Below are 17,103 nucleotides of genomic sequence, written 5' to 3' on the forward strand. Positions count from 1 at the left end.
GAGCAGATTACTCTTCGTCATCCTCTTCTTCTGGGTATAGCGCATCTTCGCCTTCGTAGTACGTGCCCCAGCCGTCATAGATGATGTCGTATTTTTCAGCAAGCTGAATCAGCTTCTCAACCTGCTCATCAATCGCTTCTGGATTTAGCGCAGATTCCATTGTCGCATCACAACAAAGCAGTTTGTTGCCATCTTCGTCTTCGGTTTCTTCCGCTTCTAGGACTTCGAAGCCCATTTTGAATGCTTCAACAACCGCTTTCTCTAGCGTATTGAAGTCTTCAGCAAAAAGGTGGTGCTCGATCTCGTATAAAGCGTCTGGATCACTGCCATCTTCTAGTAAGGCTTGGATAATATCGCGAGTCTCTTCCTTTTGAATCTCAATTAATTCTTCAACAGATAGATATTCATCTTCGTGAGACATAAGTCGTGCTCCAGATAGTGACAAAAAAGATCATAATTAACAGCGACGAAATATCGCATGGATCCAGTTAAATTACTACCCAGAATGTCCTTAGATCGAGATCTTTATTGCCACAAACGGACACGATCAAACAAGATCGAACTCACAAGATGAGAAAATTAACATTTTATTAGCAATAGACGAATTCAGAATCTTCTCTCATTCAGTCGAATCCATTCTCAGACCTATTTTTATGCGTTTTTATCTGAACGTGCTGCATATCGAATGAGTAGGGCAAAATGAATAAATACATGCTCTTTACCAATTAAAATCCCCATTTTTGAATAGCTATGCTTAACCTATCCTTGTTTGCTCACTAGTTAAATCAGTTGGATTCGCATAGCAACTCACCCAAGGTCATCTTTGCAACAATAATGGAATTCTATAAATCAATTGGCTAGAGTTTATTTTTAGAATAAATAACCAGACAAGCAACTAAAACTAGCTCATTTATCCACCAACTGAGCTTGCATCTTTATAACAATCTTGTCATAAATACGCTCTGGAATTGATTGTAAGGATACAAAATGAGTAAGTTGTACGTAGGCTCAGAAGTTGGTCAGCTAAGACGTGTGCTATTAAACCGCCCAGAGCGAGCACTCACCCACCTAACACCATCAAACTGCCATGAACTGTTATTTGATGACGTGCTGGCTGTAGAGGCAGCAGGTGAAGAACATGATAAGTTTGCTCAAACACTGACTGATCAAGGTGTTGAAGTTTTACTGTTACACGACTTACTGGTTGAAACTTTGGCGGTTGCTGAAGCAAAAACGTGGCTACTCAATACACAAATCTCAGATTTTCGCTACGGCCCTACCTTCGCAAGAGATTTAAGACACTACCTGTCGGATATGGACAACGAACACCTAGCGACAGTGCTACTGGGTGGTTTGGCTTATTCTGAGCTGCCAATTAAATCTTCGTCTATGCTTCCAAGCATGCATCGCCCACTCGACTTTGTCATCGAGCCACTGCCTAATCATTTGTTTACTCGCGATACCTCTTGCTGGGTCTACGGTGGTGTGTCACTCAATCCAATGATGAAACCTGCACGTCAGCGTGAAACAAACCATCTACGAGCGATCTACCGTTGGCACCCAGTGTTTGCGGGTCAAGACTTCATCAAGTACTTTGGCGATGAAGACCTACACTATGACAATGCAAATATTGAAGGTGGTGATGTACTGGTCATCGGTAACGGCGCCGTACTTGTCGGTATGTCTGAGCGTACAACAGCTCAAGGTGTTGAGAACCTAGCCGCCAAATTGTTTAAGCATGGCCAAGCAACGGAAGTCATCGCCATTGAGCTACCAAAGCATCGCTCATGCATGCATTTAGATACCGTTATGACGCACATGGATATTGATACTTTCTCGGTGTATCCAGAGATTATGCGCAAAGACCTCAATACTTGGCGCTTATCAGCGAAAGACGATGGCGAGATGAAAGTAGAGAAGGTGCCAAGTTTCATCCATGCTATCGAGCAAGCACTTGGTCTTGATTACTTGAAGATCATCACTACCGGTGGCGATAGCTACGAAGCGGAACGTGAACAGTGGAATGACGCCAACAATGTGCTGACGGTGAAGCCAGGTGTCGTCATTGGCTATGAGCGTAACGTCTACACCAATGAGAAGTATGACAAAGCGGGAATTACGGTTCTGCCTATCCCAGGCAATGAATTAGGCCGTGGTCGTGGTGGCGCTCGTTGTATGAGTTGTCCTATCGAACGTGATGGAATCTAACCCCTCACTGAACGAATCGCAGAAAGAGCAAAAGGGTTGATGTTTTTACGCATCAACCCTTTTTAGTTTTTATTCTGTACCACCTACGGTGATTGAATCGAGTTTGAGTGTAGGCTGACCCACGCCAACAGGAACACTTTGACCTGCTTTGCCACACACTCCAACACCACGGTCGATGCTAAGATCATTACCCACCATAGAGACTTGCTGCATCGCTTCAATACCTGAACCAATTAGCGTTGCACCTTTCACTGGTCGAGTAATTTTGCCATTCTCAATCAAGTAAGCTTCTGATGCTGAGAAAACGAACTTACCAGAAGTAATATCAACCTGACCACCGCCAAAGTTTGGTGCGTACAAACCTTTCTCTACCGTAGAGATAATCTCTTCTGGAGTGTGCTGGCCAGGCAGCATGTAAGTATTTGTCATACGTGGCATAGGCAGATGCGCATAAGACTCACGACGACCGTTACCCGTCGGATTGACACCCATTAGGCGCGCGTTCAGCTTGTCTTGCATGTAGCCTTTTAACACACCATTTTCGATCAATGTGTTGTATTGACCGTTCACACCTTCGTCGTCCACATTCAGGGAACCACGAAGATCTTTCAATGTGCCATCATCCACGATCGTACACAGATCAGAAGTCACCTTCTCGCCGATCTTGCCGCTAAATACCGATGACTCTTTACGGTTAAAGTCGCCTTCGAGGCCATGACCAACCGCTTCATGTAGAAGGACACCAGGCCAACCAGAACCAAGAACGACTGGCATCATACCGGCTGGTGCTGCGTCTGCCTCTAGGTTAATCAAAGCCATACGAATCGCTTCATCGGCATAGTGGTACGCGACTTTTGCGCCTTCACTATCAGTGAGGAAGAAATCGTAGCCAAATCGGCCACCGCCACCAGAACTGCCTCGTTCACGTCGCTCACCTTTTTCAGCTAGAACACTGATTGATAGACGTACAAGTGGGCGCACATCACCCGCATAAGTCCCATCAGTAGCTGCCACCAGCATTTGCTCGTGAACACCACTTAAACTGATGGATACCTCTTTAATCAAAGGCTCTTTAGTACGAATGTAAGCATCAAGTTCTTTTAAAAGCTGCGTTTTTTGCTCTTTTGCCCAGCTTTCTAAAGGGTTTACCGCTGAGTAGAAGGCTTGATTGTCACTGCGTTTAAAAGCCTGAACTTGAGCATTTTGACCTTGTTGTGCAATACCGCGAGCAGCAATCGCACTTTGCTTTAGGCCTTCTAATTGAATCTGGTCAGAATAGGCAAAGCCCGTTTTCTCACCCGTAACAGCACGGACACCGACACCACGATCAATGTTGAATGAGCCGTCTTTAATAATGCTGTCTTCTAAAACAAGTGACTCATGCCAGCTAGACTGAAAATAGATATCAGCATAATCAATTTGGCGTGTTGCAATACTTGCGAGCGTATCAGCAATATCCTGCTCGGTCAGTCCCGCAGGCTGTAGCAACGCATCTTCAACGTGGTTTATGGTCATACTTGGCTCTTAATTTTGTAACTGATTATTGAATCGAGCATGCTGGCCGACTGGCATCGCCGCTCTCAATTCTTCTACTTGGCTTAGGTCAATTTCGACCAATAAATTGCTTGGTTCATCGGCCAAACTTGCGACGACTTCCCCCCATGGGGAGATCACCATTGAATGACCCCAAGTCTCTCGCCCGCATGGGTGCACACCGGTTTGATTAACGGCAATCACCCATGACTGTGTTTCTATCGCTCTGGCTCGCAGCAATGCTTCCCAATGCGCTCGACCTGTGACTGCGGTAAACGCAGCAGGGACAATGATCATATTGGCACCAAGACGTGCCAGCTCACTATACAAAGTCGGAAAGCGCACATCATAGCAGATACTCAGACCGAGATGCGCGAATGGCGTTGGATATGTGACAATTTGAGAGCCTGGCGTAAAGGTCTCAGACTCTCGATAACGCTTGTGCCCATCGGCTACATCGACATCAAACATGTGTAATTTGTCATAGTGAGTGACGAGCTCACCCTCAGGCGAATAAAGCAAAGAGGTGGTTGTCACCACATTCCCGCGCCGAATGGGCATACTGCCAATCAGCAGCCAAACAGAAAACTCCTTTGCGATCTGAGCAAGTTCATTTTGAAAAGCACCATCGCCGATAGGCTCTGCATGTTGGTGGTAATCCTTTCTACTGCCGAACACTAGGCTATTTTCAGGAGTCACTATAAAGTTTGCTCCTTCATTCGCTAAACTGGCGATCTGCTCACGAATATAGGTTAAGTTGTGCTGAGGTTCCGGCCCCGATGTCATTTGAATTAACGCTACTCGTTCCATGAGCACTATTCCTTACTTGATTGCGTCGCGCAGTTTATCTGGCAATTTAAACTCACCTCGGCTCCGTGATAGCTCTTTAACTATAGGTGCATCCAGTGGGCCTTTCACTTCATAGTTAACTTGAGTGAAGACCTCTACCACTGGCGAAATCACCGTAGTTATGGCAAGAACATACAAGGCCGTCTGTGGGGTTACCGCAAATGCAGTCAGCACGGGAATACCCGAGGTTATATCTGGTGTGAAGTTAACTTCAGCATCGACGGTTCGTGTGTTGAGGTTCGCAAGGCCTTTGATACTCATCTCCCCTGCCACCGCATCCATTTTGATATCGTTGGTCAGGAAAATACCATTACGAATCGATCCATTTCCGGTGATCGAGTTAAAGGCCATTCCTTTATCGAACACATCGGTAAAGTCGAGCTGCATCTTACGAATAATTGAGTCTAGACTGAAAATACCAAGTAAACGGGCTGCGCCACTGACGTCAGAAATCACCCCTTTTCCCAGTTTAGTTTTAACTTCACCTTGTAAGCTAGAAACTTGACCTGACCATGGTGAACCATCCCACTCAACATCAGCGGAAAGATCAAACGGTGCGCGCTGAATCCCGGAAGAAATACCAAAACGCTCCATCACATCACTGTTGTTTTCACCCGACATGGTGACTTTAAAGCGAGTATGACTATCCGTTTCATTCAATAGCCACCAGCCACCGAAGTCGAACTTATTGCTACCGCTTTCAAATGTCAGCTTCTTCCATTCAAGTTTCTCGCCCTGTCGTTGCAAATCAAGATGGGTTTTCCCCACCTTGTAGCCTTGCAACCAAAAGTCATCAATGGTCAGCGTAATGTTAGGGACCATCTGGTGGAACGAACGTTCGAACTCACTAATGGTCGGCTTCTCATCACGCTCTAGCTGGAACATTTTTTTATCTTTGTACTCAGAGTCTAAAGCCGGAATGTAAACGTGAAGCCTCTCCAACGAGACCGATAAATCATACGGTTCGATGTAACTGGCTTCGCCTTTTGCTTCCTGACTGTCTAGATTCATGTACCAGCCAAGCCCTTTGCGTTTCGCAGTGAAATCGACGTCATTCCATTCAATGCCCGCCACAGTCAATGCTTTTGCATCTAAATCTACGCGATTAGGCAATGGAATCTCTGGCGTATTCATTTGAGCCAATACCGCCGACGATACTTTGTTGTCCATTTCTGCGGTGAACAGCTCAATCCACTGATCTAGATTAAAACTATCTAAACGAACCCTTGCCTGATGACCCGCGACGGGGCTGATCTTAAAACTGCCTTTACCCAGAACCAAATTGCTCGCCGTCAACAACGGTACTTCAGGACGAATATCAATCTCTGTTTGATACTTGAAGTTAGGCAGTTGTAGCCTAGCGGTGATGCTCTCTTGATTACCTGATGCTTGCAGGTGCGCTTTGCCTTTTTCACCGCTTGCTTTGTTAAGTGGTGCTGGATAGTGACTACTTACTAATCTCAGATCAGCAAGCGTATCTATCTGATACGTAAAACCGACATCGTTGAGTTGAATATCAACATCCATTTGCCATGGAGCATGGCCACTAACCGGTGCCAACCATTTCTCGCCGAGGTAAGGTGCTAATGGTTTGGTGTCCCAGTCGCCAAGAACGTTAATAGCCACATTGTAGCCCTGACCTGCATTCTCACCATTAAAGTCGATAGAGACAGGTTGAGTCAGAAGATCAGCGGATAACCCAGCCGCACTCACAACATCATTATCAAATTCAATACGACCAGATACCGTTTCGAGCGTCATCGGGGGCGCTTCAATGGTCACGTGGTTTTTGCTCAAATCCGCATACCCCCACGCGCGAGCCTCTCGCTCAGAATCAAACGGGATATTGAGCTGAAAACTCGACTCTACTTGGCCGTCGACCTGTATGGCTGTTAGCGCAGCGCCAACAGAATCAACCAAAGGTGAGGCCGTCATATAATCACGGACCGCGTTTCCTTGAGCTGTTGCTTGAGCTTCAATCTCGATATGACCACCAGGTGCAAGGCTTGGAATTCGACCGATGATACGCTTTGCCGTCACATCCATTAATGTTGCACTGTGGGAGTCCAAATACATCGCATCATTTTGGAACAAGAGATCGAGCTGCAAATCGGTAATTGGTGGCCAAGCGGTATCAAAACTAAACTTTGCTTGTTTAAGTCCGACCCAAGCTTGGAACATGCCATCGTTATTCTGGTACGGGAAGTCGCCTAATTCGCCATACCAAAGCAGTTTAGCGGTATTGACCTTACCACCTTGAATCGCGGTACTTAGATAATCGGTAAGATCCTGCCCTAACGCTAGCGTTGGCAAATAACGCCATGTTTCCCCGGCATTATAAAGGTCCGCTTCCGCATAAAAGGAGAGGAATGGGCTACGATCGTTGGGGAAATCTAAACGGAATGCGCCAAGCACTTGCAGGTCGGGGGTTGCAGCCGTTACTTTGTCCGCCCACAGGCTCCAGCCATGCTCACCATTTTGCCAAACGATATCCACTTGGCCTTGCCTAATGTTCAGCGGAGCTTGGAAAACATCTCCATACGGCAGGACATCATCGATCAGCGACACGCTCGCTTTGGCTTGTGCGATATCTCCAGATACCGTTGCTGAAAGTTGATGCACACCTGGCAACAGTTCCCACTGCGACATCGAACCTTGAGACAGCTCAGCAGAGTACTTCAGCGTGTCAATGCCACTGCCCATCGACACGCGTACATCTTCCACCAATCCACCAAGGGCAAAGGTGTTGAGCAGTTCACTGGTCGTTTTGGAATCTGGCGCCAATTTAACAAGAGGAGTAATGGCTGCGATATCAAGCTGTGACACATTTAAGCGCCACTGTTCCGGTTGCCATTCAAACGCAATATCGAGCTCTGGCCATTCATTTTCGTCGGTGTGTAATCGAAGTGAGTGAGCATTTACTTGCCAACCTTTATCTTGAGGCTCGAGCTCCAAAACACCTGATTCGATCCACAATTCGTGGCGGTCTCCTTCCTTCCAACTCAGCTCTGACGATTCAAGTTCTAAGTAAGCATTCACTGGCTGACTCTTCTCAAGCGTCAGCCAACTACTAAAGCTGACTTGCCCTTTTTCGATGCCCGTTTCCGTTTTGAGGTATTTGGTTAACCACGGCGTCACCAGTACATTTTGCACCGAAACATAGAACTCTCCGGAAACATCCAGCAAGGAACCATGATCGACAAAATTGGCTTTCACTTTTGCTGAATTCAGCTGCGCATTCGCAAGACTCACTTCGCCATCGGCTAAGTGTTGATTGCCATTGTTATGCCAACTAAGTTTGGATATCTCTAAGTCACGTTCTGTTCCATCAATGCCTAAGAATTGAATATGGGAATCGCTTAACGAGAAACCATCCAATTGGCGCAGCAACAACTTATCTAGCTGCTGCATCACTCCTCTCTGCTCACCTTTAGGTTGCAGCTCCGGCTTTTCTTGCTCATTGGTCGCCCATTGAACAGAGGTAATGTCGAGGTTGAGTTGATAGATGTTTAGATCAGCAACGACAGCTTCTCGCTGAAGTATCGATTGAATTAAATCTATCTCAACTTCGACCGTTTCGGCTGAGAAATGGATTCCGCTGCTTTCAGGCGTGTTTGCTTTCACCCCTTGAAGTGAAATTGAAGGATGGGTATTACGCCAAAAGCCATGAATCGAAGAGATTTCAAATTCCAGTCCCGAGCCTTGATTGACCCAGGATTGAATCTGCGGTTGGAAATGATTGAGCTTTGGTAAGGCTATACGAAGGCCCGTTACTGCAATTGCGAGCACAACTAAAACAGTAACGGTTAACCAAAGCAAAAAACGAGTTAGACGAGTTGCAGTCGAGTTCACAAATACCCTTACATCATCACTACGTCAAACTGCTCTTGAATGTACAGCGGCTCTGCCTGAATCTTCACTTGCTTGCCTATAAAGACTTCAAGTTCCGCGAGAGCATGGGATTCATCTCCCTGCAACGTTTCAGCTACCGCAGGCGAGGCATAAACAACGAATTTATCCGCATCGTAAGCACGGTTCACTCGAGTGATTTCACGCAGAATCTCATAACAAACTGATTCTACCGTCTTCACGCTGCCACGACCTTCACACGTTGGACACGTCGAACATAAAATATGCTCGATACTTTCACGCGTTCGTTTACGTGTCATCTCCACCAGACCTAACTGAGTAAAGCCATTAATATTGGTCTTAACTCGGTCTTTATCGAGCGCAATTTCTAACGAATTCAGTACTCTGCTGCGGTGTTCATCCGCCGCCATATCAATGAAATCGATAATGATGATGCCGCCAAGGTTACGTAAACGCAGTTGACGAGCGATCGCTTGGGTCGCTTCAATATTGGTGTTGAAGATAGTCTCTTCAAGGTTACGTCGCCCGACAAAAGCTCCCGTATTGATATCAACGGTGGTCATTGCTTCTGTTTGATCGATAATCAGGTAACCACCCGATTTGAGTTCAACTTTACGATCCAGAGAACGTTGAATTTCGTTCTCAGTGTCGTACATATCAAAGATCGGCTTTTCACCTTCATACAGCTCAAGCTTTTCTGTCAGTTCAGGCACATATTCAGAAGTAAACTCTTTTAAATTCTCGAACTCTTGTCTGGAATCGACGAGGATTTTATTCAGTTCAGTACCGACAAAATCACGTAGAATACGTTGTGATAACCCCAGTTCACCATAAAGCGTTGAACGCGTTTTGTATTTACTGCGGCGTTCATTCACCTTTGACCAAAGACGCTTTAGAAATGCGGCATCTTGAGAGAGTTCTTTGTCATCCGCACCTTCAGCGGCCGTACGAATAATAAAGCCGCCATCTTCATCGCAATAGTGACCAACAACTTTCTTCAGACGATGACGTTCTGACTCACTTTCGATACGTTGAGACACACCGACATGGCTTGCGCCTGGCATAAAGACAAGGTAGCGAGAAGGAAGGGTAATATCTGTGGTTAGGCGAGCTCCTTTTGTTCCCAAAGGATCTTTAACTACTTGAACAACAATATCTTGCCCTTGACGAACAAGCTCTGAAATATCACGAACTTGAAACTGTTGCTTTTCATTCTCAGCAACGCATTCAGTATGCGGAACAATATCAGACGCGTGTAGAAACGCGGCTTTTTCTAAACCGATGTCCACAAAAGCAGCCTGCATCCCCGGAAGTACACGGCTTACTTTACCTTTATATATGTTCCCTACGATTCCGCGTTTCGCTTCACGTTCAACATGGATCTCTTGTAGGCTTCCACCCTCTATCATGGCCACGCGAGTTTCACTCGGGGTCACATTGATCAGCAACTCTGCACTCATGAGCGCACCTCAAAATATAAAATTATAAAAATTTGCGCAAAAGCTGGTCAGTTTCAAACAGTGGTAGACCAACGACAGCATGATAACTGCCTTCAATACGTGTCACAAAGCGACCGCCTACCCCTTGAATTCCATAACTGCCAGCTTTATCGCATGGTTCACCCGTTTGCCAATATCGTTCTATTTCTTGCTCTGACAGGGTTTTAAACCATACGTCTGTCGATACAACGACAGTTTCTTGAATCTCGTTGGTGGCAACAGTCACTGCTGTCATCACCTGATGCTTTCTATTTGATAGCATCAATAACATCTGTTTAGCATGCGCTAAATCGTCAGGTTTCTCCAATACTTGTTCATCACACACAACAATAGTATCGGAACCAATGACCACTGATTCTGGTGCTTGGACGACTGCAGCCATCGCTTTATCTTTAGAAAGACGTGACACATAGTCTAATGCACCTTCATCCACCTGGCGGCACTCTTCAACATCCGTTTTTACAACATTAAATGTGTAGCCAAGTTGAGAGAGTAACTCTTTACGTCTAGGCGAACCTGAAGCCAAAATCAGCGGTTTATTCATTGTTTATCTTACATGCCAATGGCGTCTGACACGACGCATTAATAGGAACATCCATGGCCATAAGATGCAGTTAATCAAACCACTCCAAACGGTCACAACATTAAAGCTAACATCCTGAATAAGGTATTCACCAAAGAAGATCAGGACATCCAAAGCAATAGACATCAAACCGATAAGAATCGCTTGCTGCCACAAAGCCATGTTACGAATAACCAGAAAGTTCAACGCGACGAGATAGATAACAACCGACATCATCATGCCGCGAATACCAAGGGTTGAGCCCAGTAGCAGATCCCATAATAGGCCGAGTATTAATGCCGTCCCCACGTTTACGCGATGTGGGAGTGCTAACACCCAGTAGCAGGTAACTAACAAAAGCCAAGATGGGCGAAGTAAGTCTAAAACACCCGGCCAAGGAATCGTTTGTAAGGTCAAAGCAATTAAGAATGAGCCCGCAATGACAAACTTACCTTTTAGTACACTATTTGCCATTTTCTACGACTCCTCCTGACTCTCAGGTAGTGCTTGTTGAATTTTATCTTGACGAGAATCATTCGGCCAGATCAGCAATAAGTAACGTAAGCGTTCAAAATCAACCACAGGTTCAGCTTCAATTTGAGCAAACTCTCGCGCCGTATCTCGAACAACTTCAGAGACATGCGCCACAGGGAAACCTTCTGGATAAACACCGCCTAAACCAGACGTAACAAGTAAGTCGCCTTCAATGATATCTAAGCTGATTGGGATGTGATCGAGGTTAATACTATCCGACTGCCCTGTTCCAGACGCAATCACACGAATATCATTACGAATCACCTGCACTGGAATCGCACTCAAGCTATCAGTAAGCAGTAATACTCGGCTGTTATGCGCCGAGACAAAAGTAACCTGGCCAACAATGCCTTTCTCATTCGCAACTGGCTGACCAACATAGACACCGTCGATCTGACCTTTATCAATCACCACTTGGTGACGATACGGCGAGGTGTCCACAGCCATTACTTCAGTGACAACTTTACGCTCATCACGAATAAATGAGGAACCAAGAAGCTTGCGCAAGCGTTGGTTCTCTTCGCGATATTGATCAAGCAATAGCAGGTCATTTTTCAGGCGCAGGACTTCACGCTTAAGTGTGCGGGAACTTTCCATATAGTCTTGGCGCATGTTGAAGCGCTCATAAGCGCCATCAAACATCACTCGAGGAACATCAGCAAGATACTGAATTGGCGCAACCATACTATTGAGAAGGTAACGTACCTGAGCAAATGCGCCTAAACGACTATCAGCCAGCATGAGGCTGGCTGATAGAATAACGGCAAAAAACAGACGTAGCTGAAGTGAAGGTCCCCGGCCAAAAATAGGCTTCATGAAATATGAGATCCTTTTATCTTGCCAGCTCTAGTACACACTAGAGCGACGTAGATTATTCTTCGCTAAATAGATCGCCACCATGCATGTCGATCATTTCTAGAGCTTTACCACCACCACGAGCAACACACGTTAGTGGATCTTCAGCAATCACTACAGGGATGCCAGTCTCTTCTGTTAGAAGACGATCAAGATCTTTTAGTAGCGCACCACCACCTGTTAGAACCATACCGTTCTCAGAAATGTCTGATGCAAGCTCTGGTGGACACTGTTCTAGTGCAACCATAACTGCTGATACGATACCAGTTAGTGGCTCTTGCAATGCTTCTAGGATCTCGTTTGAGTTCAGGCAGAAACTACGAGGCACACCTTCAGCTAGGTTACGACCACGAACTTCGATCTCTTCAACTTCATCGCCTGGGTAAGCTGAACCGATCTCATGTTTGATCTTCTCTGCTGTAGCTTCACCAATCAAGCTGCCGTAGTTACGACGTACATAGTTAATGATCGCTTCATCAAAACGGTCACCACCAATACGTACAGATGAAGAGTAAACCACACCGTTTAGTGAGATTACCGCGACTTCTGTTGTACCGCCGCCGATATCAACCACCATCGAACCTGTTGGTTCAGAAACACGTAGGCCAGCACCGATCGCTGCCGCCATTGGTTCATCAATCAGGTAAACCTCTCGAGCACCTGCACCTAACGCAGATTCACGAATAGCACGACGTTCAACTTGTGTAGAGCCACAAGGCACACACACAAGCACACGTGGGCTAGGTTTTAGCACGCTGTTGTCATGCACTTGCTTAATGAAGTGCTGAAGCATTTTTTCTGTCACGTAAAAGTCAGCGATAACGCCATCTTTCATAGGACGGATTGCAGAGATATTGCCAGGTGTACGACCTAGCATCTGTTTTGCAGCATGACCGACTGCAGCAACGCTTTTCCCTGCTCGATTGCGGTCTTGGCGAATTGCGACTACTGAAGGCTCGTCAAGAACGATACCCTGTCCTTTAACGTAGATAAGTGTGTTGGCAGTACCTAAATCGATAGATAGGTCATTTGAAAATATGCCACGCAGTTTTTTGAACATATTTCTTCGCTCGTCCTGAAAGAATTTGAAGATAGAAATTGTACTAAATGTACCAATGCCTTGCCGCTACAGCAAGGCATTGAAGTACAAACATGGACTGAAACCCGCAATTTCTAACAGATTCCTTACTTAGGCGAAGAATTTACCATTTTTTATTGCCCGATTAATCCTGCTTCACCGCGGAAGATCACTCGATCATTGCCTCGGTAGATGCCAAACGTCGCAACGGTACTCGGATCTTGTTCGGTCGTTGTAGAATGATCCCAGTGGTAACGTAACCATGGGTACTCATTACTCGTTCCATCTAACTCAAGCCATATTTGAACCTGCTGACGAACATCTGAAGTATGCTCAACGGTGATTGAGTTTGACTCCCCGTTAGTGACAACACCGCCCCCCCCTAAACTGAGATTCTCGGCCGTTGCACCCGTTTCAACCCAGACAACATTGTTGTCGGATTCATTGCTTTCACCCGCAATAGAGTTCATACCAGAATCGGGGGTATTTACAATAAATCGTTCGCCATCCCAAAACTCCACTCTTAATGGGATATTCAATATCGCATTAGTCGTTGTTCCAGCGCTATCTAGTGCGACCCGGCCAAAGCGAATAGCAGGTTGCGATAATTCAGGGTTTCGATAATCAATAACGTCAGGGCCGATACCGATTATTGATATATTTGATTGCAGCGATCCAGCACCATCATTAAATGGACCATCTTCATAACCTTCCCTAATAGGAGCCACTTTTTCCCAACAAATTTCATTGCTGCATACATTCGTGCTCTGAGTCCATGCGAAATTCCCTATACTTCGTCCCGTAGTATTACTCCATCCCCCTCCTTCGGTAAGAGATGACGGGGCATGAAAACGACCTCCATAGTCAACCCCACCGGGCAAAGGTATTTCTTGGACAGTAAACGATGCTGTATGCATGTAGTTTGGGTTACCATAATTTTCTACAGGTTCTGTATTATGATTTAATGCTTCAACATCAAATGAAAGGCTATTGAAAGGCTGATTCATATAGATGAAAGGTTGATTATTAGGTATTCCCCAGGTGTTGTTCACTAGCTCAAAAAACTCAGGATAAAAGCGACCTATAAGTTGAGTATCTGTCACTTCAAGTTGCTCACCTAAATAGTTCACAGGAGTAGTAAACTCCAATGTCCCAACCTCATTCCAACTGTAGGTAGCTGTTAATGTACTTGCCCCTGGAGAAAAATTAGCAGGCTCCAATAAACTCGACAAATTACCCTCGCTACCACCGTTAGGATAATCCAAACGTTTCATCACCACTAAAGGGCCACTATCTTCAGCATAATTTGTTGCAATAGGGTAACCACATTCATCGTCTGTTGTAGCAAACACCAAAGGCCTATAGGTGACATCAAAATCTTTTGCGGATGGAAGAAAGCTCGAGGCTGGATTCGTGAACGACTCACCATCTTCTCCGGTTATGTCACAAATCGCGATTTTCCAAGGTAAGGCTTCAATAATAAACTGCCCTTGGAGTGCGCCTTGCTCTATTGGGCAGTTACCATTGATATTACTACAATCAAAGTTAGGGTCAGGGTCTTTAATATCCACCGCAAGGCGACCAGAGTTATCGAAACCTACTTCCACCTTTTGCACACTACCATTAGAAAAACTCATATCGGTGACGGTTAAACTTCCATGACCACCAACAGGAGGTGTACTGATCGTTGCATTCGTACCCGCCACATCTGAGTCATAGTTCACAGACACGCTCTGACCGTCGTCGCATGCTAAGACCCTAATATCAATAATGGATGTCCTGCCAGCAGTAAGAGGCAATATATTTTGGCCACTTTCTCCCCAAGACTTATTGCTATCTTTAATATCAAACTTATAAGGCACAAAAGACAATGTATCTGTATCAGTCACAGTTGTGCCGTCAACCGTCGCAGTTACAGAGACATCACCAAACTCACCATCAGTACGACTAACATCAAACTCAAAGCGTTTTTCAGTACTATTAAAAGTACCCATACTAAACTGAACTCCATTGGCATTAAGTGTTACCGTTTCCCCATCAACATCATCCATTGGTAGGCCGTCTTGGTCGTAAGGTGTGACATACAGTTGCGTATTATTATCGCAAGTTAGATGGTAGTTGTTGGGTTCGATTTCTATTGTGACAATCGAAGGAGTTGGAGTTGGACTGAAACACTGGCTTTGGCCAACAATGCTTGATTGAGCATTTTTCATTTCAAGCTTGTTAGTTGTTACTGCTCCATGGAGAATCAACTTGTTTTCAGCTTTAATTTCATCAGCTAAAATTCGCCCGTAAAAATCACTGTTCATCTGTTTAAAAGAGACTTTAGCTTTGGGTCCATAGATAGTGAAATCATCTGCGTTTTGCGTACTGATCAGGTCAACAGGATTTTCGAATTTAAGCTCTTTCTTTATCTTCCATACGATATTTTCTCCTAATTCAATCTCGGTGGATGAATTTGTTTTAAATTCATCAAAAGTATAGATACCTGATTGATCAAATATGGAGCGAACATTTGAGTTGGTTTCATATTTCTTGATCGTCAGTCCATATTCTCCAGATTTAGGCTCAAAGAATACATACATCTTTTTCGATTGAGATTGCCCTTGAACCTTCAGCTCCTCGAGGCGTGACTTTATAGTGACAAATATGTGGCCAGTATCGTCGTCAACTTCTGAACGGCATAAGGGTTCAGAGTCATCACTAGGGCACTTACTCGCATAGTTCCAGTGTCCTAAGTCTAACTTGTCGCCCTTATTAAATTGAGGTGATATATTCTCTGGAGTATCAATTCTTCGATTACTTGACTTACAACGGCCGTGCTCACAAGTAAAATCATTACCCGAGTCACTATCGTCACCATTATGTTCAATACTCTTAAAGCCAATTGACAGCTTGTCTTGTCGCTCCGTCGTATCTAGATAATCTGTGACATATTGATCTGACCAACCACCGATAAAGTAAGAGTATGGCGTGCTCGAAGGATAACTCTCAAATTTGAGTTCACTGCCATTCTTCCATGACTGGGCTGGCTGAGGAAAAATATCACAGTAGTCGGGAATTACCGTCTCTGAAGGCAACTCAAATGCGAAAAACGCCGTCCTCTCTGTTGCTTCATGCTCGCGGTCTAAGTTTTGCGGCTCTTCTATCGTGAAAGTAAATTCACCCATATTTCTTTCACATAGTCGAGTCCAACCTCCATCTGGGTCTCCCCCAGGGCCACCATTCCGTCGATTGTCATCAAAGTCATTTCGTTCCTGCATGCGGTGTATCACACCATAATCAGACGTTCCAAGCCCCGTTAATACCGTATTGTTTTCACAAGCATCGATTAAGTGATCTAATGTATTGGTACCAGTATTTTGATCATACGCAGTCGTGGCATTATCAAAATTAAAGGCTAGCCCTTCCCCCGTTGTCCCAGAAAATGGTACGACGGCAAGGTAGCCAATTTCCATACTCCCAGGCGGAGCGCCAAGGTCTTCACCCCGTTCTATTGCGGTCCAAAACTCATCTCTTTGACGGTCAAACCACAATGCAGCAGAGGCCCATGTATCATGACTATTAGGTTGTACTTCTGTAAAAACAATAGGCCGAGCAGAAAAGCGTCTAGGGTACTCGACGTTAAACCAATTATTTTTGGTGCGTCTCTGTCGAGTTCGTCCTTCACGATAAAAGTCTGTTGTCACTCTATCAACATAGATTCTCTGAGTAGGTTGATCTGGATCCATAGTTACCCAACCAGGCTCGGCCACTAAATAATAGATATCTTGCATCGCATGGCTGTTATCAAAACCATCCAGAACCATACGCTGCTGAAATTGAGCTTCAGTCTGCGTCACATTAGTTAGGTTAAGTATGGAAGGGTAATCGCCCATCATATTATTGGCGGTATTCCCTGATGCTAAAGAGGCCTGCAAGACATCGTAATCAATCGTCGACATCAAAAATACGACAGGCTCAACACGATAGTGGTTATTAAATGTGATGGTACAAACGTCTGACTTACAGTCGTCACTATCTACTCGACCAAATTCAAAGCGAGCATCATCGTAGGTGGTAGCATTTGCCACCAAACCAAACAAAGCTAAGAACAGTGTTAACACCAATTTCAT

At 45.2% G+C, this 17,103-nt stretch carries 11 protein-coding genes; 1 reads left to right on the forward strand and 10 read right to left on the reverse strand.

The window, feature by feature from the left end; all coding sequences use genetic code 11:
• Positions 1-7 precede the first annotated feature (7 nt).
• Positions 8-421 carry a ribonuclease E inhibitor RraB gene (rraB, locus tag F0231_RS14395; protein ID WP_171760393.1) on the reverse strand — a complete coding sequence of 138 codons (414 nt, stop codon included), beginning with the start codon at positions 419-421 and terminating at the stop codon, positions 8-10.
• 566 nt (positions 422-987) lie between these two features.
• On the opposite strand from rraB, the gene arcA reads away from it, so the two are divergent.
• Positions 988-2,208: an arginine deiminase gene (gene arcA / locus F0231_RS14400; RefSeq protein WP_171760394.1), complete on the forward strand. Its 1,221-nt coding sequence runs from the start codon at positions 988-990 to the stop codon at positions 2,206-2,208.
• Positions 2,209-2,277: 69 nt separating this feature from the next.
• Here the strand turns inward: arcA and tldD are convergent, their stop codons facing one another.
• From tldD to F0231_RS14445, 9 genes are all read right to left on the reverse strand, one after another.
• On the reverse strand, positions 2,278-3,723 hold the full coding sequence (gene tldD, locus F0231_RS14405) for a metalloprotease TldD (RefSeq protein WP_171760395.1): 1,446 nt from the start codon (positions 3,721-3,723) through the stop codon (positions 2,278-2,280).
• 9 nt (positions 3,724-3,732) lie between these two features.
• Positions 3,733-4,551 (reverse strand): carbon-nitrogen hydrolase family protein, encoded by an 819-nt coding sequence (locus F0231_RS14410; protein ID WP_171760396.1) that lies wholly within the window; start codon positions 4,549-4,551, stop codon positions 3,733-3,735.
• Positions 4,552-4,563: 12 nt separating this feature from the next.
• Positions 4,564-8,442, reverse strand: a complete 3,879-nt coding sequence (locus F0231_RS14415) for a YhdP family protein (protein ID WP_171760397.1) — start codon at positions 8,440-8,442, stop codon at positions 4,564-4,566.
• Positions 8,443-8,450: 8 nt separating this feature from the next.
• Positions 8,451-9,920 (reverse strand): ribonuclease G, encoded by a 1,470-nt coding sequence (rng, locus tag F0231_RS14420; RefSeq protein ID WP_171760398.1) that lies wholly within the window; start codon positions 9,918-9,920, stop codon positions 8,451-8,453.
• Between the two features lie 22 nt (positions 9,921-9,942).
• Complete coding sequence (locus F0231_RS14425) at positions 9,943-10,503, reverse strand: nucleoside triphosphate pyrophosphatase (protein ID WP_171760399.1); 561 nt, start codon at positions 10,501-10,503, stop codon at positions 9,943-9,945.
• A gap of 3 nt (positions 10,504-10,506) precedes the next feature.
• Entirely contained in the window at positions 10,507-10,995 is a 489-nt protein-coding gene (mreD, locus tag F0231_RS14430) for a rod shape-determining protein MreD (RefSeq protein ID WP_171760400.1), read from the reverse strand.
• Between the two features lie 3 nt (positions 10,996-10,998).
• A complete protein-coding gene (gene mreC / locus F0231_RS14435; protein ID WP_171760401.1) occupies positions 10,999-11,871 on the reverse strand; it encodes a rod shape-determining protein MreC in 873 nt (290 codons plus the stop codon).
• A gap of 55 nt (positions 11,872-11,926) precedes the next feature.
• Positions 11,927-12,970 (reverse strand): rod shape-determining protein, encoded by a 1,044-nt coding sequence (locus tag F0231_RS14440; protein ID WP_126575502.1) that lies wholly within the window; start codon positions 12,968-12,970, stop codon positions 11,927-11,929.
• 152 nt (positions 12,971-13,122) lie between these two features.
• Positions 13,123-17,103 carry a DUF6701 domain-containing protein gene (locus F0231_RS14445; protein ID WP_171760402.1) on the reverse strand — a complete coding sequence of 1,327 codons (3,981 nt, stop codon included), beginning with the start codon at positions 17,101-17,103 and terminating at the stop codon, positions 13,123-13,125.

The sequence above is a fragment of the Vibrio sp. RE86 genome, assembly GCF_013114545.1.
Classification (GTDB): domain Bacteria; phylum Pseudomonadota; class Gammaproteobacteria; order Enterobacterales; family Vibrionaceae; genus Vibrio.

What these genes read in the sequence shown, in the direction of transcription:
- mreD (WP_171760400.1), bottom strand. Translation starts at nt 10,995, where the DNA reads ATGGCAAATAGTGTACTAAAAGGTAAGTTTGTCATTGCGGGCTCATTC.
- arcA (WP_171760394.1), top strand. Translation starts at nt 988, where the DNA reads ATGAGTAAGTTGTACGTAGGCTCAGAAGTTGGTCAGCTAAGACGTGTG.
- mreC (WP_171760401.1), bottom strand. Translation starts at nt 11,871, where the DNA reads ATGAAGCCTATTTTTGGCCGGGGACCTTCACTTCAGCTACGTCTGTTT.
- F0231_RS14425 (WP_171760399.1), bottom strand. Translation starts at nt 10,503, where the DNA reads ATGAATAAACCGCTGATTTTGGCTTCAGGTTCGCCTAGACGTAAAGAG.
- rng (WP_171760398.1), bottom strand. Translation starts at nt 9,920, where the DNA reads ATGAGTGCAGAGTTGCTGATCAATGTGACCCCGAGTGAAACTCGCGTG.
- F0231_RS14410 (WP_171760396.1), bottom strand. Translation starts at nt 4,551, where the DNA reads ATGGAACGAGTAGCGTTAATTCAAATGACATCGGGGCCGGAACCTCAG.
- rraB (WP_171760393.1), bottom strand. Translation starts at nt 421, where the DNA reads ATGTCTCACGAAGATGAATATCTATCTGTTGAAGAATTAATTGAGATT.
- F0231_RS14440 (WP_126575502.1), bottom strand. Translation starts at nt 12,970, where the DNA reads ATGTTCAAAAAACTGCGTGGCATATTTTCAAATGACCTATCTATCGAT.
- tldD (WP_171760395.1), bottom strand. Translation starts at nt 3,723, where the DNA reads ATGACCATAAACCACGTTGAAGATGCGTTGCTACAGCCTGCGGGACTG.
- F0231_RS14445 (WP_171760402.1), bottom strand. Translation starts at nt 17,103, where the DNA reads ATGAAATTGGTGTTAACACTGTTCTTAGCTTTGTTTGGTTTGGTGGCA.